Here is a 21824-nt window from a genome sequence, read left to right as displayed (position 1 = left end):
CCACGGCACGGCCGTTGGCGCCGAGTGACTCCACGTTCGACGTTGCGGCTGCGCCTGCGGCTGGTCCGGCGTTGCCTGTCGTGCAGCGTCAGGTGGATGGTGGGGGCGAGGGTTCCAGTGACGGTGCTCCGAGGAGGGTGGATCCCGGTAAGCCGGGCAACTCCTCGGTGTCACGCGGGGATTCCGGTGCTCGTGCCCGGGGCGGGCTGGGAGCGCCGATGTCGGCGTTGCCCGCCAGCGCCGAGTTGCCGGGGAGTCGTCCTCAGCGGCGTTCGGGGCCTGAGGCGTCGGTAGGGCCGGGTGACTCACCGTTGTTGGGGGCTGCGGCCGGCCCGGTTCAACGCAGTCTGGTGGGGTCCGTCGAGGAGGGGCAAAAGGCGTCGGCCACAGCGCCGTTGGTGGTGCCGTTGCGGACCTCGGCGTCGGCGGGAGCGGGCGCGGGGGAGCCTCGTACCGGGACCGATGGGGCGCCGGTTGTCGCTCGGGAGTCGGGGGAGGATCCCGGTTCGCGTTCAGGGAGTGAGCGGTCCCAGGAGCCAACTGGTGTGCAGCGGAGGGTGGTTGAGGGGGCCAGCCGTCAGGGGGAGCAGGGTTCCGGGGATCCGGGGTCGGGCGACATGGGATCGGTAGTGGTCACCCCGGCCGGGGCCGACTCCGGTCCGCAGGGGGTTCCGGGGCCGGTGGTTGTCGCTCGGGCCTTGGCTGAGGGACCAGGAGACGAGTCGGGGCAGGGTTCACGGCCGGCTCAGGGTGCCACTGGTGCTGTGAAGCCTGATGCTGAGGGCGCTGGTTCTGGGCAGCAGGCGCCTCGGGGATCCGCCGGGGCCCGGGATGTCGCTGGGGGCGGCTCGGGAGCCGGGCGGTCGCCGTCCCAGGGGCCGGTCGTCGTTCCGGCTGCGGGCGGTGCGGTTTCCGGTGGGCCGGGGGCGCCGGGACCGGTGGTCGTGGCCCGGTCCTTGGCCGAGGGCGCGGGGGGTGATTCCGGTACCGGTTCGCGGCGGTCTCAAGCCTCAACTGGTGCTGCTCGCACCGCTGGTGAAGCAGTCGGACGTGGTCCGCAGTCGTCTCCGGGCGGGTCGACGGGTCCTCGGGATGTCGCTGGGGGCGGGCCGGGGCCCGAGCCGTCCCCGTCGCAGGGGCCGGTTGTCGTCCCGGTTGCGGGTGGTGCCGATTCCGGTGGAGTGGGGACGCCTGGGCCGCTGGTCGTGGCCCGGGCATCGGCTGAGGGTGTTGGTTCCCGTTCGCAGGAGGAACGTACCCGGGACGTTACGGAGCCCGGCTCGCGGCGTTCTCCGGACCAGGCTGCCAGCGTACGTCGACGACCCCAGGCGCCGGGCGCACCGACCCCGGTGGTCGTGGCCCGGGCGGTGGATGCCAGTCCAGGTGTCGGCTCCGCTCGGCGTCGATCCGCAGACCCCGTAGGCCCGTTGGCCGGCGGCCGGGCCATCAACAGGGTTGTTGCTGATCCCGCCCCGACCCGCTCACCCCGCGCTCTCCCGCTGCTCCCCGCCCGCCCCCTGACCCTCAGCACCGGTACCGCGCAGGGCATGGCGCCGTCCGCTGCCCCGGCATCGAGCCGTCGACCGGTGGTGGCGGCACGCTGGCCCGCCGGTCAGGGCTCCCTCTCGCAGGGCACCCCGCCGCCACCGCCCGCACGACCGGAACCGGGCCCCTCGGCGTCGTACGTCCAACGGGCCCCGACCCCACACCCCGCGGCAGCAACTCCAGCCCCACACAGCCCAGTTCAGCGCGTCCCGCTGGTCCAACCCGCTCCTCCCCGCCAGGAGACACCCCCGAGGATCGTTCCCGCGCGGCCCCTGCCCGCGACCGCGCCGCAGGTGGAGCAGGCGCCGGCCGCCCCGGCGCCCGTGCCGGCCGTACCCGTGGTCGCGCGGCCCGCGACCGACAGGACGCCGGTCCAGCGCGACACGCTGACGCCACGGGCCACGCCGCACCGGGCCGACGTACAGCGGAAGCCGGAGGTGAAGACGGCCAGGGCGTCCGAGAGCGGCAAGGACGGCACTCCGCCGGACCCGGATCTGGACGACCTGGCGCGGCGGCTGCTCGACCCGGTGTCCCGGTTGCTGCGGACCGAGCTGCGGCGCGGCCGGGACCGTACGGGGCGCCCCTACGACGGCCGCCGCTGAGCCACGGGACAGAACGGATGACGGGAAAGACGGACGGATGACAGACCGATGACCGACAGCATTTTCGCGACGAGCGTGTACTTCCGGCTCGCGATCGGCGGCAACGACCTGGGCGCGTTCCACACCTGCTCGGGGATGGGCGCCGAGGTCGAGATGGAGACGTACGCCGAGGGCGGCAACAACGACTTCACCTGGCAGTTGCCGGGCCGGGTGACCTGGTCGAACATCACGCTGACCCGGCCGGTCACCGCCGACACGGCGAAGATCGCCCGCTGGTTGGACGAGACGCTGCGGCGGGTGGAGCCGAAGGACGGCGAGATCGTGGCGCTGCGGCCCGACCTGAGCCAGATCATCAGCTGGCAGGTCTTCGGGATCGTGCCGGTGCGCTGGCAGGGCCCGTCCTTCGACCCGGCGGACTCGTCGGCGGCGGTGGAGACGCTGGAGATCGCCCACCAGGGGCTGCGGCCCTCCTGAACCGACCGTCGCCGCACAGACCGCAAGAAAAAGACCGACCGCAGGAAAGACCGGCCTCAAGGCTAGAAGGAAAGGAGGTCCCGGCATGTCGCCAGCCCGCTCCAGCCGCGTCAGGGCCCAGTTGACGCTGAAAGAACCGCCGCCGTCCGTCGGCGCGAAGCCCGGTGGGACGATCGCGCGCCTCGACCTCCAGTTCAACCCCTCGACCCTGCAACTGAGCAAGTCGACCGAGTGGCGGCGCACCCCGTCCCGGATGGCCGGCCAGTCCGCGCTGCCCGAGTTCGTCGGCAGCGGCCCGCGCACGCTCAGCCTCGAGGTGTTCCTGGACGCCACCGCCACCCACGACAACTCAGTGGAGCAGGCGGTGGAGAAGCTGATGAAGGCCTGCGTGCCGACCCCGACCAGCCTGGGCCGCAAGAAGCCCGCGAGCCCGTGGGTGCGGTTCGAGTGGGGAACGGCACGCACGACGTCGTTCGACGGGGTGCTGTCGAGCCTGTCGGTGTCGTACACGCTGTTCGACGTGGACGGCAGGCCCCTGCGGGCCACCTGCTCGCTCACGATCGAGGAGGCAACCGTCGACCCGGCGGGCCAGAACCCGACGTCCGGCGCGCGTACCGCCCGCAGCACCCACACCGTGGTCGCGGGCGACAGCCTCGCCATGCTGGCCTGGCGGGAGTACGGCGACGCGACGGCCTGGCGGGCCATCGCGGAGGCGAACGGGATCGACGACCCGATGGCCCTCGTACCCGGCACCGAACTGGTGGTGCCGGGGCTGCGGGACTCGGGGGCGGAGGAGGAACAGTGGTGAGGGCGACGGTGGAAGGGTCTTCTTCGGGTTCTTGGGGGCGTCGTGGCTGAGCGCAGTGGGCGGGCCTTCGCCGCCGACCCCGTCATCGAGACGCCCGGCGAACTGCCGCCCATCTGGGCCGCGCAGGTGGTGAGTTGTGTCGTCGACGAGAACGTGGGCCTGCCGGACGCGGCCGTCATCACCTTCCGCGACCCCGACCACGAGTTCCTCGCGGCGACCGGCATCACCATCGGCACCCCTCTGCGGGTGTCGGTCGTGACCGTCTCCGGGCAGGCCCGTGAGCGGTTGTTCAACGGCGAGGTGACGGCCCTGGAGATCGACCGGGACCGTACCGGCTCCTTCACCGTCGTCCGCGCCTATTCCAAGGCGCACCGCCTCCAGCGGGGCCGCAAGGTCGTGGCGTACCGGAACATGACGGCGTCGGCGATCGTCCGCAAGGTCGCCGCCGGTGCCGGGCTGCCCTGCGGCACGGTCGACGCCGCGCCGATCACCTACAAGCAGCTCTCCCAGGCGAACGTCTCCGACTGGGACTTCCTGCAGTTCCTGGCCGGGGAGAGCGGAGCCCAAGTCCGCGTGGACGACAAGGGGTTGCTCCAGTTCACCAAGCCGAAGAAGGCGTCCGGCGCACCGGCCCCGACCACATCGGCCGTCCGTGACCCGATGGTCCTGGAGTACGGCCGCAACCTGCTCTCGCTGCGGGCCGCGCTGTCGGCCGCCGACGGCGCGGCCCAGGTGGAGGTGCGGGGCTGGGACGTCACCAACAAGAAACCCCTGGTGTCCCCGAAGCCGTCGGTCGTCAGCGACACCGTACTGCCGGGCCTGGCAGCGCAGTTGGCCGCGAGGTTCGGCAAGTCGAAGCTGACGGTCACCGACACCCCGTACCGAACCGCCGCCGAGACGAAGGCAGTTGCCGACGCCGTCGCCGACCAGGTGAGCGCCGGTTTCGCCGAGTTGGAGGTGGTCGCCGAGGGCAACCCACTCCTGCGGGCGGGCAAACCGGTCGCGCTCGGCAACGTCGGCAAGGCGTTCTCCGGGAAGTACACGGCCACCGCCGTCCAGCACGTCCTCGAACCGCACGGCGGCTACCGTACGACGGTCTGGGTCAGTGCCAGCCCCGACCGCTCCCTCACCGGTCTGGTCACCGGCGCCAACGCGCCCTCGCGCGGCCCGCGCATGCCCGGGCTCGCCATCGGGGTCGTCACCGACGTGCGCGATCCGGCGGGCGGCCAGCGAGGCGCCGTCAAGCTCAAGTTCCCCTGGCTGGACGACACTTACGTCACCGACTGGGTACGGACCGTGCAGTGGGGCGGCAAGGGCGGCGGCGGGGTGGTGAGCCCCGAGGTCAACGACGAGGTGCTCGTCGGCTTCGAACAGGGGCTGCTGGACAGCCCGTACGTCATCGGGGGCCTCTACAACGGCGTGGACCAGCCCTCCCCGCACGACGTCCCGCTCGTCGACGGGACGACCGGAAAGGTCAACCGGCGTTCCGTGGTGTCCCGTTCGGGACATCGGGTCGAACTGCTCGACGCGCGGGCGCCGGGCCCGTCCGGGCTCAGACTGCGGACCGCCGACGAGCGGCTCGAGGTCTTCCTCGACGACCGCCGCGACCGGATCGAGCTGACCGTCTACGCGCGCGGGAAACGGCAGTTGACGTCCGTCGTCCTCGACACGAAGGGCATCACCCTCGACGCCGGGCGCGGGGACGTGAGCGTGTCCGGGCGCAACGTGGACATCCAGGGGCGGGTCGACGTGAAGATCGGCGGGCGGAACGTGGGCGTGGACGGACAGAACGTGAATGTGAAGGGCAAGGCGAACGTCACCGTCGACGGCGGGCTGCTCGGCGTCCTCAAGGCCAAGCTGATCCGGATCAACTGACCCTGTACGGCGTGTACTTCACGCGTAATCCGCGCGCACGTCGCGTGTGTACCCAAGGAGAGTGACATGCCTGCCGCAGCCCGCACCGGTGACCCCACCAACCACGGCGGAGTGATCGCGACACCGCCGCCCGCTGCCGCGAGGGCCGTGATGACCGTGCTCATCGGCGGTCGGCCGGCCGCTGTCATCGGGAGCGTGCACACCTGCGCGATGCCGCCGCACCTGGCGTTGGGCCCCGCGAACGTGGTCATGCCGAACCCGGCCGGGCTCACCTCGGGCGTCGTGCTCATCGGCGGACTTCCGGCGGCGCGGGCCAGGGACCAGACGGCGTGCGGGGCGATGATCGTCAGCGGCGCACCCAATGTCCTGATCGGAGGCGTGTGATGCCCGATCGTGCTGTTCGTCGGGACGTGCTGAACGGAGACGGGTCGTGAACGAGCGCTTCATAGGCCGGGGTTGGGCCTTCCCTCTGCGCGTCGGCCCGACCGGCGGCATCGCCATGGTCGAGAAGGACCGGGAGCTGGAGGAGGCGATCCGGCTGGTCCTCGGCACGGCGCCCGGTGAACGCCCCATGCGCCCCGAGTTCGGCTGTGGCATCCACGAGTACGTCTTCGCTCCCGGCGACGGCGCCACCGCCGGCCGTATCGCCCAGCAGGTCCGCGAGGCCCTGGAACGCTGGGAACCGCGCATCGCCGTCGAGGACGTGGTGGTGGCCTACGACGCCGTCGAGGCCGGGACCCTCTACATCGACGTGCACTACACGGTGCGTTCCACCAACGACCGGCGCAACCTGGTCTTTCCCTTCTACACGATCCCCTCCGAGGAGGGGGCCGAGGAAATGGTCGCCGACTGATGGCCCTGCCCTCCCCGAACCTGGACGACCGGCGTTTCCAGCAACTCGTCGACGAGGCGAAGCGGTACGTCCAGCAGCGCGCGCCCGAGTGGACCGACCACAACGTCTCCGACCCGGGCGTCACCCTGATCGAGACGTTCGCGTATCTCGTGGACCAGTTGCTGTACCGGCTGAACCGGGTCCCGGACAAGAACTACACAGCTTTCCTGGACCTGTTGGACATCCGGCTCTTCCCGCCGACGGCCGCCGGCGCCGAGGTCGACTTCTGGCTCTCGGCCCCGCAGCCCGACACGGTCACCCTGCCCCCCGGCACCGAGGTGACCACGGCACTCGGCGAGACCTTCACCGACGACGACGCCGTGGTCTTCACGACCGCCCACGAACTCCCCATCGTGCCAAGCGAGTTGATCCGTCTGGTCACGGCTCCCCGGACCGGGGAGCAGACCGACCGGACCCGCACCCTCGACGAGGGCGGCGACGTACCCGCCTTCCAGCAGACGCCGGAACCGGGCGACGCCCTGCTGTTCGGCCTCCCGACCGCCGTCCCCCGCTGCATAGTCGCCGTCAACCTGGACAGCCGCGTCGAGGGCATCGGCGTGGACCCGCGCCAGCCTCCGCTGGTCTGGGAGGCCTGGGACGGGGCGCGTTGGCAGGAGTGCGAGACCGGTTCCGACACCACGGGCGGCCTCAACCGCCCCGGTGAGGTGGTCCTCCACGTCCCCGCAGGCCACACGGCCTCGGTCATCGGCGGCACACGGGCGGGCTGGCTGCGGTGCCGGGTCACGGAGCCCGAGCCCGGGCAGCCCTTCTACTCCGAGTCGCCGACTGTCCGCGAGGCACAGGTGTTCACCGTCGGCGGCACGATGACCGTCGAGCACGCGGAGACGGTTCTCGATGTGCCGCTCGGCACCTCGGAGGGGGTCGCGGGACAGTCGTTCCGGCTCCCTCGACCGCCCGTACTTCTCGACGGCGACCCGCCCGACGTGGAGGTGTCCTCGGCCGACGGCTGGCAACGCTGGGACGTGGTCGACCACTTCGGCCGCTCCGGCCCCGACGACCGGCACGTCCGCGTCGACGCCACCACCGGCGAGTTCACGTTTCCCCCCGCGCTCCGCGAACCGGACGGGACCCTGCGCCAGTGCGGCGCCGTGCCGTCCAAGGGGGCGCAGATCAGGGTGGCGCGCTACCGCACGGGTGGTGGCCCGGCGGGGAACGTCGCCCGGGGCGCGATCTCCGTCCTGCGCAGCTCCGTTCCGTACGTCGCACGCGTCATCAACCGCGAGGCGGCACGCGGCGGAGTGGCGGGCGAGACCATCGACAACGCGAAACTCCGGGCGCCCGAAGTGCTGCGCATGCAGGAACGCGCGGTGACCGCCGAGGACTACGAGATCCTGGCCCGCCAGGCGGCACCCTCGGTACGCCGCGTGCGCTGCCTGCCGGCGGGCGGGGAAGCGGGTGCGGTACGGGTGCTGGTCGTGCCCGACGCCGTGGCCGACGAGGGGGACGACCGGCTCCGCTTCGAGCAACTCATCCCCTCCGAACAGGTGTTGACGGCGATCACGACGACCCTCGACGAGCGGCGCCTGATCGGCACCCGGTTGGTGGTGGAACCGCCGGTGTACCAGGGGGTCACGGTGGTGGCCCGGTTCGCGGCGCCCGCGTCGGACACCGACCGGGTCCGCGAGTCGGCCCTCGACGCCCTGTTCCGGTACCTCAACCCGCTGACCGGCGGCCCCGACGGCACCGGCTGGCCGTTCGGGCGGCCCGTCCAGTACGGCGAGATCTTCGGCGTCCTCCAACAGGCAACGGGCAATGTGCTGGTGGAGGACGTGCGGCTGTTCGCGGCCGACCCGATCACCGGACGACGTGGGACCCCGACGGACCGGATCGACGTGGGGGCGGGGGCGCTGGTGTTCTCGTACCAGCACCAGGTGGTCGTGACGGCGTCGGAGCCGGGGGTCGGCGGATGACCCGCGCCGCCGTCCCCGGCCTGCCGAGCCGGTACCCGATCGGCGGGCAACTGCCCGCCCTCTACGCCGACGACGACTTCGCACAGCGCTTCACCTCGGGCCTCGACACCGTCCTCGCCCCCGTCTTCGCGACCCTCGACAACCTCCCCGCCTACTTCGATCCACGGGTCGCCCCCAGCGACTTCGTGGTCTGGCTGGCGTCCTGGGTGGGCGCCGAGGACGACCCTCGCTGGCCGCTCGCCCTACGTCGGGAAGCGGTCGCCCGCGCGGTCGAACTGCACCGGTGGCGCGGTACGGCACGTGGGCTCGTCGAGGCCCTGCGACTCACCCTCGGCGTCCACGCGGAGGTCACCGGCGACGGTGGCGCGGCCTGGTCGTCGTCCCCCGGCGCCGACCTCCCGCCCGCCTCGGCGGACGGTCCCCTGGTCCGCGTCCGGCAGGACGGGAACGCGAACATCGACCCCGCCAGGGTCCACGCGATCGTCCGGGCCATGTGTCCGGTCCACACCAACTGCCGGGTGGAAATCCTCCCCGGCCCGCCCACCGACGAAGGGAGGTGACCCGTGCGCGCGTGTCCCGTGTGCGGGGCGTCCAACGGGGCCACGGATGACTTCTGCGGCAACTGCGGGGCGTATCTGGGGTGGTCGGAGAGTACGGAACGGGGTTCCGGGTCGGGGTCGCCGACCTCGGATGCGTTGAGTTCGGGGTCTCCGGGTTCGGGTTCGTCGGGTTCGGGTTCTTCAGGCTCGGGGTCCGCGGGTTCGGGTTCGGCGGGTTCGGATGCGTCGGGCTCGGGGTCCGCGGGTTCGGGTTCGGCGGCTTCGGATGCGTCGAGCTCGGGGTCCGCGGGATCGGGATCGGCGGACCCGGACACGTCGGCCTCGGGTTCTTCGGGTTCGGGGGCGCAGACTTCAGGGACGTCGGGGCCGAGCACGTCGGGTTCGGATACCCCTGCTTCGAGTGAGCCGCGGTCGGGCGGCCCAGGTTCGAGTGGCTCACCTTCGCGTACCTCAGCGTCCAGCGGCCCGGCGTCCAGTGCACTTCCCTTCAGCTCCCAGGCCTCCAGTTCTCCGGCGTCCAGCACCCCCGCCTCGAGAACTGCCGCTTCGCGCACCCCCGTTCCGAGTACGACGGACTCGAGCGCGCCGAATCCGGAGGAGCCGTCCCGGGAAGCGACCCCGCAGACGCCGACCCGGACCACACCCCCGGCGCCCGCGACACCACCGTCCCCTGAACCGGCCTCACCGCCGCCGGCGCCGGCCGCAGAGGACCCCACCTCCACCTCCGTCACTCCGCCCCGCACCTCGTCATTGCGCGCCCGCCTGACGGGCCGTACCCGAGGCGGGGCCACGGAGCGGAGTACGACACCCACCCCCGCCGAACCGACACCCCCCACCACTCCCGCACCCCCTGCCCCCACCGCACAACCCCCGCAGGCACCACCTCCCGTGCGCCCCACCCTCAGCGCCCCAGGTCCGCGAACCCCCACCTCCACCCCCACCCCCACGCCCACCTCCGAGCCCGATCCCCCCGCCCCGATCCAGCCCGTACTCCCCGCAAAGGCAGCCGCCCCCCGCCCCACGCTCCGCCCCGTACCGGCCCAGGACGAGGTGACCGGCCCTCCCTGTCCCAACTGCGGCACCCCCAACCCCCCTGGTCGCCGCTTCTGCCGCCGCTGTGCGGCCGAGCTGACGGCGACCGCCCGCCCCGCAGCCCTCCCGTGGTGGCGAACGGTATGGCCCTTCCGCCCCCGCCGAGTACGAGCCAGTTCAGGCCGGGGAACGCGCCTCCTGGTGATCCTTGCCGTCGTGCTCGCCCTGTGCGCCGCAGCCTTCTTCTTCCTCCCCGCAGGCCGAGCCCTGTTCGAGGACACCAGGGACAAACTGGGCAAGGCCATCCCCATCACCCCGGTGGACATCAAGGCGACCACGGAAACCCGCGACCATCCGGCGGCGAACACGTCGGACGGAGTGAGCAACAGCTACTGGGGGGCGAAGTCCCCCGGCGCCTCGATCACGTACACCTTCCGCGCCCCCTTCCGTCTGGTGGACGTCATCATCACCAATGGCGCGGGCGCCACCCCGAAGGAGTACGCCCCCCAGGCCAGAGCTCTGGAGGTGGACCTCGAGACGACAACCGCCTCCGGCGAAAAGCAGACCAAGAAGCTGACTCTCAACGACAAGCCTGGCCCCCAGACCTTCCCCACCGCCGTCAGCGACGTGAAAACAGTCCGCCTCACCCTCAAATCCCCGGTGGGCCTCACCCAGGGCCGTCAACTGGCCGTGGCGGAGGTGGAGTTCTTCAAACGATCCTGAGGGCCGCAGGGCTCTCGCTCACTGCCACCGGTAGAACCCCTGACCGGTCTTGCGGCCCAACTCTCCGCGAGCGACCTTCTCCCGCAGCAGGCGCGGCGGAGCGAACCGCTCGCCGAGCGTGGCGTGCAGGTGCTCGGCGATGGCGAGTCGTACGTCGAGTCCCACGACGTCGGTGAGGCGCAGCGGGCCCATGGGGTGCCGGTAGCCGAGGCGCATGGCCGTGTCGATGGCCTCCGGGTCGGCGACGCCTTCCTCGACCATGCGGATCGCCTCAAGACCGAGGGCGAGGCCAAGGCGGCTGCTGGCGAACCCGGGCGAGTCCTTGACGACGACGTCCTGTTTGCCGAGGGCGTGCGTCCAGCGGACCGCGGCGGCCAGCGTCGCCGCATCGGTGTCGGGCGCCAGAACCAGCTCGACGAGGGCGGACACGGGCACGGGATTGAAGAAGTGCATCCCCAGAAACCGCCCGGGACGCCTCAGGGCCGCCGCGAGTTCGGTGACGGACAGGGCGCTCGTGTTGCTGGCCAGCACACATCCGTCGTGCACCACATCCTCGGCGGCGGCGAGCAACTCGCCCTTGAGAACCGCGTCTTCGAAGACGGCTTCGACGACCAGGTCCGTGTGCTGGGGCAGTTGGGTGACCGAGGAGACGACGGTCACCAGGTCCGGCACCGCGAAATCAGTCCGCCCGGCGAGCGTTCCGCGCTCGGCCGCCTGCCGAAGTCCCTTGGTGACCCGCTCCATTGCCGCTGCCGCCGTGGCTCCGTCGCGCTCCACCACGACCACCCGCGACCCGGCGGCGGCGAAGGACTGGGCGATACCGGCGCCCATCCGACCCCCGCCGATGACTCCCACCACGGCGGGTGGTGCTGCTGCCGAGGTCATGCCCGGCCTCCCTTCTTCTCCAGGAAACGCGTCATGCGCTCCTCCTTGTCCGGACTCTCGAACAGCACCGCCTGGGCGAGATCGTCGGCCAGTGGATGCGCCCCGTCGGCGTCTGTGACCAGCTTCGTGAGCCGCAGCGCGAGCATCGAGGAGCGGGCCATCCGGTCGAGCAGCGCATGCGCCTCCTCGACCAGCCGGTCCGCCGGTACGACGTCCAGGACCAGCCCGCAGGCGAGCGCGGCGGGGGCGTCGAGCACGCGTCCGGCAAGCAGAACCTGCTTGGCCACCGACTCACCCACCAGCTCGCGCAGCCGCCAGCACGCACCGGCGGCGGCGAGGATGCCGAGGCCCGGTTCGGGGTTGCCGAAAACCGCGTCCGTCCCGGCGATCCTGAGGTCGCAGGCGTACGCCAGCTCGGCGCCCCCGCCCAACGCCCACCCGGGCACGGCGGCCACGGTGGGCAGCGGCAGCCCGCGTACCCGCTCGAACAGGCGGCTGTTGATCCCCGCCAGCGCCTCGTCCCGCCCGCGCCGCCGAAGTTCACCGATGTCGGCCCCGCCGGCGAAGACCCCGCCGTGCCCGGTGAGCAGCAGAAGTCTCGGGGTGCGCTCCAACTCCTCGCACACCCGGTGCAGTTCGGTGATCATCCGGCCGTTGATGGCATTGCGTGCGGCCGGTCTGCGCAGGGTGACAACCACCCGGTCGGCACGCTCCTCGACCGTCAGCGTCTCGTACGACGTCGTCTCGTACGACGCGTTCCCGCGCGGGCTCACACCCGCTCCACGAGCATCGCCACGCCCTGTCCGACTCCGACGCAGAGGGTCGCGAGGCCCCGTCGGCCGCCCTCCCGTTCCAGTCGGCCCAACAGGGTGAGGAGGATTCGGGCGCCGGAGCAGCCCAGCGGGTGACCGAGGGCGATGCCTCCACCGTCGGCGTTGACGCGCTCGGGGTCGAGTCTCAGCCGTCCTACGACCGCCAAAGCCTGGGCGGCGAAGGCCTCGTTGAGCTCGATCGCGTCGAGGTCCTCGGCGCTCCAGCGCGCCCGTTCCAGGGCCGTGGTGGTGGCCGGCACGGGACCGAGCCCCATCAGGTGGGGCTCGACCCCGGCCGAGGCGGCGGTCACGACCCGGGCCCGGGGAGTCAGTCCGTAGCGCACCACCGCCCGTCCGCTCGCCACCACGAGGGCGGCACCCCCGTCGGACAGCGGTGAGGAGTTGCCCGCGGTGACGATGCCGCCCTGGCGGAAGACGGTACGCAGGCCGCTCAGCTGCTCCAACGTGGTCGTCGGGCGCGGCCCCTCGTCCTCGCTCACCTCACCGCCCGCGACCGGCACGGGGACGATCTCCGCCGTGAAGCGGCCCGCCGTCCGCGCGGCCACCGCCCGTCGGTGGCTGCGCAGGGCGAAGGCGTCCGAGTCCAGACGGCTGATGCCGTCCAGGGCGGCGAGGTTCTCCGCGGTCTCGCCCATGGACACGGTCGTGGTCGCGGGCAGGCGCGGGTTGGTGAAGCGCCAGCCGAGCGAGGTGTCGTGGACGTCGCCGGGCCGCGCCCAGGGTGTGCCCGGCTTGGCCATCACCCACGGCGCACGGGTCATCGACTCGACCCCGCCGGCCACGACCACGTCGGCCTCGCCCCCACGTATCGACTGCGCTGCCGAGGCGACGGCCGTAAGCCCCGAGGCGCACAGCCGGTTGACGGTGTACCCGGGCACGGTGTGCGGAAGTCCGGCCAGCAGTACGGCCATCCGCGCGACGTCCCGGTTGTCCTCGCCGGCCTGGTTCGCGGCGCCGAGGATCACCTCGTCCACGGCGTCGGCCGGTACTCCGGCGCGGCGCACGGCCTCGCCGACGACGAGCGCGGCCAGGTCGTCGGGGCGCACGGAGGCCAGCGCCCCGCCGTAACGGCCCTGCGGGGTACGGGCTCCGTCGATCAGGTAGACGTCGTCGGACATCGGTGTGCTCCTCGGTTGGGCCGGACGTTCGGTCGGTGGACGGGTGGCGGGCGCCCAGACATGAGGGCGGCGAAACGGGAAGGTAGGAGGGCTGGTCAGATGTCGGTGAGCAGGGTCGCCGGGCGCTCCACGCAGTCGGCCACGAAGCGCAGGAAGCCGCCGGCCGTACCGCCGTCGCAGACCCGGTGGTCGAAACTGAGCGAGAGCTGAGTGACCTTGCGGACGGTGAGCGCGCCGTCGACGACCCAGGGTTTGTCGACGACACGGCCCATGCCGAGGATCGCCGCTTCCGGGTGGTTGATGATGGGCGTGGATCCGTCGACGCCGAACACGCCGTAGTTGTTGAGGGTGAAGGTGCCCCCGGTCAGCAGGGCGGGTGGCAGGCTGCCGGTCCGGGCGAGTTCGGTCAACCGGGCGAGTTCCGCCGCCAGTTGGACGGTCGTGAGCCGGTGGGCGTCCCGCACGACGGGGACGACGAGACCCCGGTCGGTCTGGGCGGCGAAGCCCATGTGCACCGCGTCGAGGCGCACGATCTCCCGACGCTCGGTGTCGACGGTCGAGTTGAGCTCGGGGTAGCGGCGCAGACCGGCCACGCAGATGCGGGCGAGCAGGGCCAACAGCCCGACTCGGCGGCCGGGTTGGGCGGCTTCCAGCGCCCTCTTGGCCTCGAGCAGACCGGTCGCGTCGACGTCCACCCAGGTGGTGGCGTCGGGGATCTCGGTCCGACTGCGCGCCAACTTGTCCGCGACGGCCTTGCGTACGCCGCGCAGGGGGATACGGACGATGCCGTCGGCGGCAGCTGTTGGTGTGGGCCGGGTCGAGGCTGGTGCTGGTGCTGGTGCCGGCGCCTGTCGGGCGGCGGCCTGTTCCACGTCCCGTCGCAGAACGACCCCGGCCGGACCCGAAGGCGTCAGCGCGGCGAGGTCGATCCCGTGCTCGCGGGCCGCCCGCCGGACGAGAGGCGAGATGACGCGGGGAGCATGCGCCTCTGCCTCCTCCTGCCCTTCCGTCTCCGCCTCCGCCACCGGCGCCGGTGCGGGCGTCTCCGGTGCGGCGGCGGCCGTACGTCGGCGGCGACGGCGCGGCGCGGGTCCGTGCCCGGTGCCGTAGCCGATCAGGACGTTGCCCGAACCGGCCTGTTCCTCCTCGCGGTACCGCTCGGCGGCGGCGCCGGCGATGGCGTCGACGACGGCCGGTTCCGGTGCCGCCGGTGCGGTCGCGCCCACCGTGATCAGCGGCTCGCCCACCCCCAGCGGCGTGCCCGCCTCCGCGTGCAGCCGCAGCACGGTGCCCGCGAACGGCACCGGCACCTCCACCGCCGCCTTGGCGGTCTCCACCTCGACCACGATCTGGTCGATCGTCACGGTGTCGCCGACGGCGACCTTCCACTCGACGATCTCCGCGTCGGTCAGGCCCTCGCCGAGGTCGGGCAGCCGGAACACCTGTTCGTTCAGCGTCGCGGTGGTCATGCGACCGCTCCCTTCACCAGGTGCCGGGTGTCGGGCTCGTCGGCGAACTGCAGACGGTCGACGGCGTCGAGGACCCGGTCGACGCCGGGCAGATGCGCGTGCTCCAGCTTCGGCGGCGGATACGGGATGTCGAAGCCGGCCACCCGCAGGACGGGCGCGGCGAGGGAGTGGAAGCAGCGCTCCTGCACCCGCGCGGCGATCTCCGCGCCGACCCCGGCGAAGCCCTGTGCCTCCTGCACGACCACACAGCGCCCCGTCCTGCGGACCGACTCCGTGACCGTCTCGTCGTCGAAGGGCACCAGGGTCCGCAGGTCCACGACCTCCAGCTCGATCCCGTCCTCGGCGGCGGCCTCGGCGGCGGCCAGGGCCACCGGCACCGAGGGGCCGTAGGCGACGACCGTGACATCACGCCCCGGTCGCCGGATCGCCGCCCGCCCGAACGGCAGCGCCCCGCGCGTGGTCAGGTCGGCTTCCTCGCGCGACCAGTACAGCTTCTTCGGCTCGAGGAAGACCACCGGGTCGGGGTCGGCGATCGCGTCCCGCAGCAGCCAGTACGCGTCCTCGGCCGTGGCCGGGGTGACGACCTTGAGGCCGGGGGTGTGGGCGTAGTAGGCCTCGCTGGAGTCGCAGTGGTGCTCGACCCCGCCGATCCCGCCCGCGTACGGGATGCGGATCACCATCGGCAGGCCGATCCGGCCGCGGGTGCGGTTGCGGGTCTTCGCGACGTGCGAGGCGATCTGCTCGAACGCCGGATAGGCGAAGGCGTCGAACTGCATCTCCACCACCGGCCGGAAGCCGCCCATCGCCATGCCGACCGCGAGGCCGACGATTCCGGCCTCCGCGAGCGGGGTGTCGAAGCAGCGCTGCTCACCGAAGTCGCGGGTCAGCCCGTCGGTGATACGGAAGACCCCGCCGAGCGGGCCGACGTCCTCACCGAAGACGAGGACCCGTTCGTCCTCGCGCAGTGCGTCGCGCAGGGCGGTGTTGAGCGCCTGCGCCATCGTGACCTTGGCCATCGTCGTCAGTCCTCCTGGTCCTGGGTGGTGTCGGCGAGCTCGGCCGCCAACTGGGCACGCTGCTCGCGCAGTTGAGGGGTGGGCTCGGCAAAGACGTGCTCGAACAGCTCCAGCGGGTCGAGTGCCGAGTCCGCGTTCAGACCGGCGCGCACCCGCGCCGCCAGCTCCTCGGCTTCCTCCCGTACGGCCGTCACGACCTCGTCGGTGAGCGCGCCGCGCGAGCGCAGGTAGCTCTCCAGACGCTCGACCGGGTCGGCGGCCCGCCACTGCTCGACCTCGTCGTCCTTTCGGTAGCGGGTGGCGTCGTCGGCGTTGGTGTGGGCGTCCATGCGGTAGGTGTGCGCCTCGACGAGGACGGGACCGTGCCCGGCACGGGCGTGTTCGACCGCGGAGGTCAGCACCGCGAGCACCGCGACGAGGTCGTTGCCGTCGACCTGCTCGGAGCGCATCCCGTAGCCGATGCCCTTGTACGCGAGGGCGGGCGCCGCGGTCTGCCGGGCCAGCGGTACGGAGATCGCGTACTTGTTGTTCTGGACGAAGAAGACGACCGGCGCGCGGAGGACGGCCGCGAAGTTCAGCGCCTCGTGGAAGTCGCCCTCGCTGGTGGCACCGTCCCCGACCAGCGCCATGGCCACTCCGTCCTCGCCCTTGCGGCGCAGGGCCTCGGCCATGCCGGTCGCGTGCAGCACCTGGGTGGCGAGCGGGGTGCACTGGGGCGCGGTACGGGTGGCGGCGGGGTCGTAGCCGCAGTGCCAGTCGCCGCGCAGCAGCGTCAGTACCTCGACCGGGTCGATGCCCCGGGTGACCAGGGCGACGGAGTCGCGGTACGTGGGGAACAGCCAGTCGTCGGGGCGCAGCGCGAGCGCGGCGGCGATCTGGCAGGCCTCCTGGCCGCGGCTGGACGGGTAGACGGCGAGGCGGCCCTGCTTGGTGAGGGCGGTCGCCTGGGTGTCGAACCGGCGGCCCAGGACCATCCGCCGCCAGGCCTCGAGCAGGGCCTCGACGGGAGGCGCGGTGTGGTCAGCGGGAGGCCGGGCGAGCGGCGTGCCGTCCTCGGCCACGAACCGCACCGGCGTCAGGGAAGGCAGGAGGCCCTGGACCGTCTGGCGGAGGCTCTTCACGGACATGGAGGGCACTCGCTTTCTCTGGACACTTGACAGGAGAATGGTGGCCATAGCGGAATATGTGTTCAATAGCTCGGCCAAACCGGCGATGAACTGCCGAATCGAAGCCCCTGGGAGGACAAAGTGTCCGAGGAAACCACGCTGCCGGGGGCAGTGGCCGGACGAAATGCCGTCCCGCTCGACGACATCGACCGGGAGATCCTGAGCCGGCTCCTCCAGGAGGGCCGGATCTCGGTCCGCGCCCTCGCCGAACAGGTGCACATCTCCCGGGCCAACGCCTACACCCGCATCGGCCGACTGGTGGCCGAGGAGGTCATCACGGGCTTCACCGCGCAGCTCAACGCCCAGCGGGCGGGCCTGGGCACGAGCGCCTACGTGACGATGAGCATCGAGCAGAACGCCTGGCGCGACATCTCACGCGGGCTGCGCGAGATCCCCTACGTGGAACACATCTCCCTCGTCACCGGCGACTTCGACGTCCTGGTACTCGTCCGCGCCCCGGACAACCTCGTACTGCGCCAGGTCGTGCTGGAGAAGATCCAGGGGATCCCCGGGGTGCGCTCCACCCGGACCTGGCTCGTCTTCGACGAGGTGCGGGGGCGCGGCGCCGTCTGGACGGACTGACGACCGGCGCGGTCATACGTCGACCAGGTCGGCGGCGATCTCGAGCCGGACCGGTGCCGGTGCCGGGACGGGAGTCACCGGCGTCGCGTGGCGCCGGGAGCGCACCACACGGAACCGGCCGGTGACGAAGTGGGCGCCGGAGTCCGGCAGTTCGGCGAGGGCCGAGGACGGGTCGGCGGGCAGGTCGTCGAGGTTCTCCACCAGATGCACCCCCGCGTCCAGCGCCGCCGTCCCGGCCGCCGCCAGCACCAGCGGGTCGGTGGAGTGCACCGACGCGTACAGCGCGCCGTGCCGCCCCACGGTTCGGCGGAGAAGCGCGAGGCTGTGCGAGGTCGAGTCGGTGCCCACCAGGAAGGAGACGAGCCCGGGCCACTCGTGCGTGTACACGCGTTCGTCGCAGGCGCGCAGCCGCACCAGCAGCGGGCTGCGCAGGTCGGCGTACGGGAGGTCGGGACGGTCCACGGGGCCGGAGGCGTGCAGGACAGGGCCGTACCGCGCGGCATCCGTGAGGGCGTCGCGTACCTCGTCGGCGCTGATCGCGCCCAACTCCCTTGCCGCGCGGGCGGGATGTGCGAGCAGCCGGTCCACGGCGTCGCCGAGGTCGGCCCCGAGGTCCCGCAGCGTCTTGTGCCCCTCGTCGGTGCTGAAGCCCCGCTCCGGGACCAGGATGTTCTGCGGAGTGGTGCGCACCGTTCCGCTGCACCGGCACGAGGCGCGGGCGAGACCTCGCACCAGGCCCCGGTAGTCGTCGGTCGAGTCCACGACCACGGTGTTCAGTCCGGTCCGGTTGGCGAACACGGTGGCCTGGTGGGCGTGTTGCTCCAGCCAGTCGGCGAAACGGGCGGTTCCTGTGTAGTCGACGATGCGCACCGAGGGGTCCGTGGCCAGCCGCCGGTGCACCTGCCGTTCGGGTTCGGCCACGGCCAGGGTCACGAGGTCGGGGGAGTGACCGGCCTCCGCCAGCACCTGCCGGGCGACCCGCACGGTGATCGCCAGCGGCAGCACGGAGCGCGGGTGCGGAGCCACGACGACCGGGTTGCCGGTCACCAGACTGGCGAACAGGCCCGGATACCCGTTCCAGAGCGGGAAGTCGGGACAGCCGACCAGCAGCGACACCCCACGTGGCACCAGGCTGCAACTGCCCTCCAGCGGCTGCCCGCCCCGTTCGGCGCTCATCCAACGCAGGTCGGCGGGGACGCGTTCCGACTCGGCGAAGGCCTGGGCCACCACCTCCAGGGCACGGTCCTGGGCGCGCGGCCCGGCGGCGCGCAAGGCGCCCTGGAGGGACTGACCCGTGGTGTGATGCACCGCGAGGGCCAGCTCATGGCTGCGCGTGTTGAGACGGCGCAGGATCTCCACCGCGAGTCCGGCCCGCTCGTACGGTCCGGCGGCCCGCCACCCGGCCGCCGCGCTCCCGGCCGCCGCGACCAGCTCCGCGGGATCGCAGCGCGGGTAGTCGATGGCCAGAGCGAGACCGTACGGCGAAGACTCCGTGCGCACCCGGCCGAGTTCGCCGGGCTGCCCCAGCTCGAAGGGCCGCCCCAGCAGTGAGCGGAACACCTTTCCCCCGGTACGGGCCGACCTCATGCCCGCGTCGGCCGCGTCCCGGCAGGTCGCCTCGGTGAAGGGGCGACGGGACTCACCGGCGGCGATCGCGCGACCGACGCTCGACAGCAGCTCGCGGTGACGCTCGTAGGGACCGGCGCGCATGGCCGTCAGCCTCGTCGGCTCGCCGCGAGCGCGAGGAGGGCGTCGTTCTCCTCCGGCAGCCCGATCGTCACCCGGACCCCCTCGCCGGGGAACGGGCGGACCAGCACCTTCCCGTCGGCACAGTGCTCGGCGAAGCTCACGCTGTCCTCACCGAGCGGCAGCCACACGAAGTTGGACCCGGAGTCGGGCACCTCGTGCCCCAGGGCCCGCAACCGCTCGGTGACCCGCTCGCGTTCGGCGACCGTGAGAGCGGCTCGCCGGGCGACCTCCGCGCCCTCACCGAGTGCGACCACGGCCGCCCGCTGGGCGAGAGCGCTGACACTGAACGGCACCTGGGTCCGGCGCACATGCGCCGCGATCCCGGCCGGCGCGACACAGTAGCCGACCCGCAGCCCCGCCAGGCCGTACGCCTTCGAGAAGGTCCGCAGCACCACCACGTTCGGCCGGTCGCCGAGGAGGGCGAGACCATCGGGGACCAGGTCGGGATCGGCGTACTCCCGGTAGGCCTCGTCGACGACGATCAGCACGTCCGGCGGTACCCGGTCGGCGAAGTCGGTCAGGGCCCGCGCGCCGACCGCCGTGGAGGTCGGGTTGTTGGGGTTGCACACGAAGACCAGCCGGGTCCGGGCGGTGATCGCCGCGGCCATCGCGTCGAGGTCGAGGGCGTGGTCGCGCAGGGGCACCCGTACCGCCGTACCGCCCGCCACGGCGGTGAGGATCGGGTACGCCTCGAACGACCGCCAGCCGAAGACGACCTCGTCACCGGGCCCGACGACGGTGTGCAGCAACTGCCCGCACACCTCGGAGGAACCGGCGCCCACCGCTATCCGGTCCGGCTCGACATCGTGGTGCGCCGCCAGGGCCTCGACCAGCGAGGCTGCGTGCAGATCGGGATACCGCGAGACGCCGCCCGCGGCCTCCGCGAGGGTTTCGGCCACCCCCGGCAGCAACCCGTAAGGCGATTCATTGCTGGCCAGTACGACCGCGCCGGGCAGTTTGCGGCCCGGGACGTAGGCGGGCAGCTGGGACAGGGACGCACGGACACGCACCATGCTGGTCTCGCTTCTGCAGCGCTGGGACCCGAGGCCTGGCGAGGCCCGGCCGTCGGGCACTTGACAGGGCAAATCGTGCGGAGCGGACGACAGGCGCTCAACTGTTTGGGAAATTCGGCTACGAATCGCCGAAATCCGGAGGGCAGACTGGCAAACCGTCTTCCCGTGAGCCCCGCCGAGCCCCCGCCACGAGACGGACGGCACGCCCTTCAGTGGTCCTTGGCGTGGATACGAGGCGATCTCCCGGGCCATCCGTGACGGCCGGCCCGACGAGGCGGCCCAGGCCACCGGGGTGCACCTCGACAGGACCCTGGAGGACTACTGACGGCACCTTCAACGCCCGACCGCACCCCCCCCAGCCCGTCCGGCGTTTGAGGACAAGGCCCGTTCAGGGCCGTAGGGGGGTCTGGGGGCGCAGCCCCCAGGTACGGGATGGGACGGGTAGGGGCGGCGGGGGCGAAAACTACACGTACCGGTGGTGCGCGCCGAGACCGTGCCGGTACACCCGTTCGTTGCCATCGTCGAACACGACGAACACCACGCGGTCGAACCGTCCCGGATGCGCCGAGACCCAGTCCGCGACGGCACGCAGCGCAACCGGCGCGGCCTGCTCAACGGGATACCCGAAGACGCCCGTGCTGACGGCACAGAAGGCGAGGGTACGAATGGCCTCCACCTGCGCCGCGAGATCCAGGCACGCCCGGTACGAGGAGGCAAGAGCCCGCGCGTCATGCGCGCGTGGCTGCCCCTGGACGACAGGGCCGACGGTGTGCAGGACGTACCGCGCCGGCAGATGATAGCCCCGGGTGATCTTGGCCGTACCGGTGGGTTCCGCGCCACACTGCGCCGTGACGATCATCTGGCAGTCGTCGCGGAGGCGAGGTCCGGCGGCGCTGTGAATGGCGTTGTCGATGCAGGGATGCAACGGCCGGAAGCAGCCGAGCAGTTGGCTGTTGGCGGCGTTGACCACGGCGTCGGCGGCCAGCGTGGTGATGTCACCCCGCCACAGCACGACCTCGGTCGCGGCCCGGAAGGTCGTGCCGGGGAACTCCTCCTCGACCGTGGGCAGTCGAAGCGCCGAGAAGACGGGCCGCAGCTGCCGCTCCGCACCGAGGAGCGCGTCCAGTTCCCGGTCCGCTCCTTCCGGCAGCGGACCGGGATCACGGACAGTCAGCAGTGCGCGCAGCACCTTGCGGGCCGCGGCCGCGCCGACATCGAACCCATCGAAGTCATCGGAGCCGGCATCGGCATCGGCCAGGCTCCTCAGCGACTCGGAGCCCAACCCGAGCCGGGACACGGCTGGATCGGTGTTGAGCAGGCGCAGCGCCGAGCGCACATGCGCGTCCACCCGGGCGGCCGCGGCCGGGGCCGCCGTCGGGTGGAAGGGCTCGTCGAGGGCGACGGCTGACCGATAGGCGGTCAGAGGCAGTGCGTTGATCGGTGCCTCCGTCGGGGCGGAGCCATCGGTCTCGGCGCGGCTCGCGGTCATCGCAGGCTCCGGGTGAGGCGGGTGGACGAGGTATGGGGCGGGTGGACGAAGGGTACCGATGG

The 21824-nt window shown here is 72.2% G+C and carries 20 protein-coding genes and 2 pseudogenes; 13 read left to right on the top strand and 9 right to left on the bottom strand.

The window, feature by feature from the left end:
• Positions 1–1838 precede the first annotated feature (1838 nt).
• The 11 genes and pseudogenes from PV396_RS12235 to PV396_RS12190 all read left to right on the top strand — a co-directional run bounded on the left by PV396_RS12235 (position 1839) and on the right by PV396_RS12190 (position 10442).
• On the top strand, positions 1839–2147 hold the full coding sequence (locus PV396_RS12235) for a hypothetical protein (RefSeq protein WP_319203574.1): 309 nt from the start codon (positions 1839–1841) through the stop codon (positions 2145–2147).
• Between the two features lie 48 nt (positions 2148–2195).
• On the top strand, positions 2196–2621 hold the full coding sequence (locus PV396_RS12230; protein WP_319203572.1) for a phage tail protein: 426 nt from the start codon (positions 2196–2198) through the stop codon (positions 2619–2621).
• Positions 2622–2706: 85 nt separating this feature from the next.
• Positions 2707–3429, top strand: a complete 723-nt coding sequence (locus tag PV396_RS12225; protein ID WP_319203569.1) for a LysM peptidoglycan-binding domain-containing protein — start codon at positions 2707–2709, stop codon at positions 3427–3429.
• Positions 3430–3471: 42 nt separating this feature from the next.
• Positions 3472–5304: a VgrG-related protein gene (locus PV396_RS12220; protein WP_319203567.1), complete on the top strand. Its 1833-nt coding sequence runs from the start codon at positions 3472–3474 to the stop codon at positions 5302–5304.
• A 66-nt stretch (positions 5305–5370) separates the two neighbouring features.
• Positions 5371–5688 (top strand): PAAR domain-containing protein, encoded by a 318-nt coding sequence (locus PV396_RS12215; RefSeq protein WP_319203564.1) that lies wholly within the window; start codon positions 5371–5373, stop codon positions 5686–5688.
• A gap of 46 nt (positions 5689–5734) precedes the next feature.
• Positions 5735–6157 (top strand): GPW/gp25 family protein, encoded by a 423-nt coding sequence (locus PV396_RS12210; protein WP_319203561.1) that lies wholly within the window; start codon positions 5735–5737, stop codon positions 6155–6157.
• Positions 6157–8127, top strand: a complete 1971-nt coding sequence (locus PV396_RS12205) for a putative baseplate assembly protein (protein ID WP_319203559.1) — start codon at positions 6157–6159, stop codon at positions 8125–8127. Before PV396_RS12210 ends, PV396_RS12205 begins: the two co-directional genes overlap by 1 nt.
• Entirely contained in the window at positions 8124–8687 is a 564-nt protein-coding gene (locus PV396_RS12200) for a phage tail protein (protein WP_319203556.1), read from the top strand. The genes PV396_RS12205 and PV396_RS12200 overlap by 4 nt, the downstream gene beginning before the upstream one ends.
• 80 nt (positions 8688–8767) lie before the next feature.
• A complete protein-coding gene (locus PV396_RS12195) occupies positions 8768–9091 on the top strand; it encodes a hypothetical protein (RefSeq protein ID WP_319203554.1) in 324 nt (107 codons plus the stop codon).
• Positions 9092–9575: 484 nt separating this feature from the next.
• Positions 9576–9812, top strand: a pseudogene (locus tag PV396_RS45090) (zinc ribbon domain-containing protein); the annotation flags it as partial.
• Positions 9813–9920: 108 nt separating this feature from the next.
• Positions 9921–10442 carry an NADase-type glycan-binding domain-containing protein gene (locus PV396_RS12190; RefSeq protein ID WP_319203552.1) on the top strand — a complete coding sequence of 174 codons (522 nt, stop codon included), beginning with the start codon at positions 9921–9923 and terminating at the stop codon, positions 10440–10442.
• Positions 10443–10460: 18 nt separating this feature from the next.
• Here the strand turns inward: PV396_RS12190 and PV396_RS12185 are convergent, their stop codons facing one another.
• From PV396_RS12185 to pdhA, 6 genes are all read right to left on the bottom strand, one after another.
• Positions 10461–11327, bottom strand: coding sequence for a 3-hydroxyacyl-CoA dehydrogenase family protein (locus PV396_RS12185; protein ID WP_319203550.1), 867 nt, complete (start codon positions 11325–11327; stop codon positions 10461–10463).
• Positions 11324–12100, bottom strand: coding sequence for an enoyl-CoA hydratase/isomerase family protein (locus PV396_RS12180; RefSeq protein WP_319203548.1), 777 nt, complete (start codon positions 12098–12100; stop codon positions 11324–11326). The genes PV396_RS12185 and PV396_RS12180 overlap by 4 nt, the downstream gene beginning before the upstream one ends.
• On the bottom strand, positions 12097–13278 hold the full coding sequence (locus PV396_RS12175; protein WP_319203546.1) for an acetyl-CoA C-acyltransferase: 1182 nt from the start codon (positions 13276–13278) through the stop codon (positions 12097–12099). The genes PV396_RS12180 and PV396_RS12175 overlap by 4 nt, the downstream gene beginning before the upstream one ends.
• A gap of 95 nt (positions 13279–13373) precedes the next feature.
• Complete coding sequence (locus PV396_RS12170) at positions 13374–14747, bottom strand: dihydrolipoamide acetyltransferase family protein (protein ID WP_319203544.1); 1374 nt, start codon at positions 14745–14747, stop codon at positions 13374–13376.
• Positions 14744–15763: an alpha-ketoacid dehydrogenase subunit beta gene (locus PV396_RS12165; RefSeq protein ID WP_319203542.1), complete on the bottom strand. Its 1020-nt coding sequence runs from the start codon at positions 15761–15763 to the stop codon at positions 14744–14746. The genes PV396_RS12170 and PV396_RS12165 overlap by 4 nt, the downstream gene beginning before the upstream one ends.
• A 5-nt stretch (positions 15764–15768) precedes the next feature.
• Positions 15769–16890, bottom strand: coding sequence for a pyruvate dehydrogenase (acetyl-transferring) E1 component subunit alpha (gene pdhA / locus PV396_RS12160; RefSeq protein ID WP_319203540.1), 1122 nt, complete (start codon positions 16888–16890; stop codon positions 15769–15771).
• A gap of 120 nt (positions 16891–17010) precedes the next feature.
• Between pdhA and PV396_RS12155 the strand changes: the two genes are divergently transcribed.
• The gene (locus tag PV396_RS12155) at positions 17011–17511 is read left to right on the top strand and encodes an Lrp/AsnC family transcriptional regulator (protein ID WP_319203538.1); all 501 of its coding nucleotides are present in this window, start codon (positions 17011–17013) and stop codon (positions 17509–17511) included.
• A gap of 12 nt (positions 17512–17523) precedes the next feature.
• Here PV396_RS12155 and PV396_RS12150 read toward each other — a convergent pair whose 3' ends face one another.
• Together PV396_RS12150 and hisC are read right to left on the bottom strand one after the other, a co-directional pair.
• Positions 17524–19221: an aldehyde dehydrogenase family protein gene (locus PV396_RS12150; protein ID WP_319203535.1), complete on the bottom strand. Its 1698-nt coding sequence runs from the start codon at positions 19219–19221 to the stop codon at positions 17524–17526.
• A 5-nt stretch (positions 19222–19226) separates the two neighbouring features.
• On the bottom strand, positions 19227–20273 hold the full coding sequence (gene hisC / locus PV396_RS12145; RefSeq protein ID WP_319203532.1) for a histidinol-phosphate transaminase: 1047 nt from the start codon (positions 20271–20273) through the stop codon (positions 19227–19229).
• 229 nt (positions 20274–20502) lie between these two features.
• Between hisC and PV396_RS12140 the strand changes: the two are divergent.
• Positions 20503–20598 (top strand): annotated as a pseudogene (locus PV396_RS12140) (GntR family transcriptional regulator); the annotation flags it as partial.
• 138 nt (positions 20599–20736) lie between these two features.
• Here PV396_RS12140 and PV396_RS12135 read toward each other — a convergent pair.
• Positions 20737–21762: a macro domain-containing protein gene (locus PV396_RS12135; protein ID WP_319203529.1), complete on the bottom strand. Its 1026-nt coding sequence runs from the start codon at positions 21760–21762 to the stop codon at positions 20737–20739.
• Positions 21763–21824 lie beyond the last annotated feature (62 nt).

The sequence above is a fragment of the Streptomyces sp. ME02-8801-2C genome (assembly GCF_033793965.1).
Lineage (GTDB): Bacteria > Actinomycetota > Actinomycetes > Streptomycetales > Streptomycetaceae > Streptomyces.
Note: the sequence above shows the minus strand (reverse complement) of the source record. Positions and strands in the feature narration are given on the sequence as shown.

What these genes read in the sequence shown, in the direction of transcription:
- PV396_RS12150 (WP_319203535.1), bottom strand. Translation starts at nt 19,221, where the DNA reads ATGCGCGCCGGTCCCTACGAGCGTCACCGCGAGCTGCTGTCGAGCGTC.
- PV396_RS12175 (WP_319203546.1), bottom strand. Translation starts at nt 13,278, where the DNA reads ATGTCCGACGACGTCTACCTGATCGACGGAGCCCGTACCCCGCAGGGC.
- pdhA (WP_319203540.1), bottom strand. Translation starts at nt 16,890, where the DNA reads ATGTCCGTGAAGAGCCTCCGCCAGACGGTCCAGGGCCTCCTGCCTTCC.
- PV396_RS12215 (WP_319203564.1), top strand. Translation starts at nt 5,371, where the DNA reads ATGCCTGCCGCAGCCCGCACCGGTGACCCCACCAACCACGGCGGAGTG.
- hisC (WP_319203532.1), bottom strand. Translation starts at nt 20,273, where the DNA reads ATGGTGCGTGTCCGTGCGTCCCTGTCCCAGCTGCCCGCCTACGTCCCG.
- PV396_RS12205 (WP_319203559.1), top strand. Translation starts at nt 6,157, where the DNA reads ATGGCCCTGCCCTCCCCGAACCTGGACGACCGGCGTTTCCAGCAACTC.
- PV396_RS12170 (WP_319203544.1), bottom strand. Translation starts at nt 14,747, where the DNA reads ATGACCACCGCGACGCTGAACGAACAGGTGTTCCGGCTGCCCGACCTC.
- PV396_RS12230 (WP_319203572.1), top strand. Translation starts at nt 2,196, where the DNA reads ATGACCGACAGCATTTTCGCGACGAGCGTGTACTTCCGGCTCGCGATC.
- PV396_RS12200 (WP_319203556.1), top strand. Translation starts at nt 8,124, where the DNA reads ATGACCCGCGCCGCCGTCCCCGGCCTGCCGAGCCGGTACCCGATCGGC.
- PV396_RS12135 (WP_319203529.1), bottom strand. Translation starts at nt 21,762, where the DNA reads ATGACCGCGAGCCGCGCCGAGACCGATGGCTCCGCCCCGACGGAGGCA.
- PV396_RS12165 (WP_319203542.1), bottom strand. Translation starts at nt 15,763, where the DNA reads ATGGCCAAGGTCACGATGGCGCAGGCGCTCAACACCGCCCTGCGCGAC.
- PV396_RS12225 (WP_319203569.1), top strand. Translation starts at nt 2,707, where the DNA reads ATGTCGCCAGCCCGCTCCAGCCGCGTCAGGGCCCAGTTGACGCTGAAA.
- PV396_RS12185 (WP_319203550.1), bottom strand. Translation starts at nt 11,327, where the DNA reads ATGACCTCGGCAGCAGCACCACCCGCCGTGGTGGGAGTCATCGGCGGG.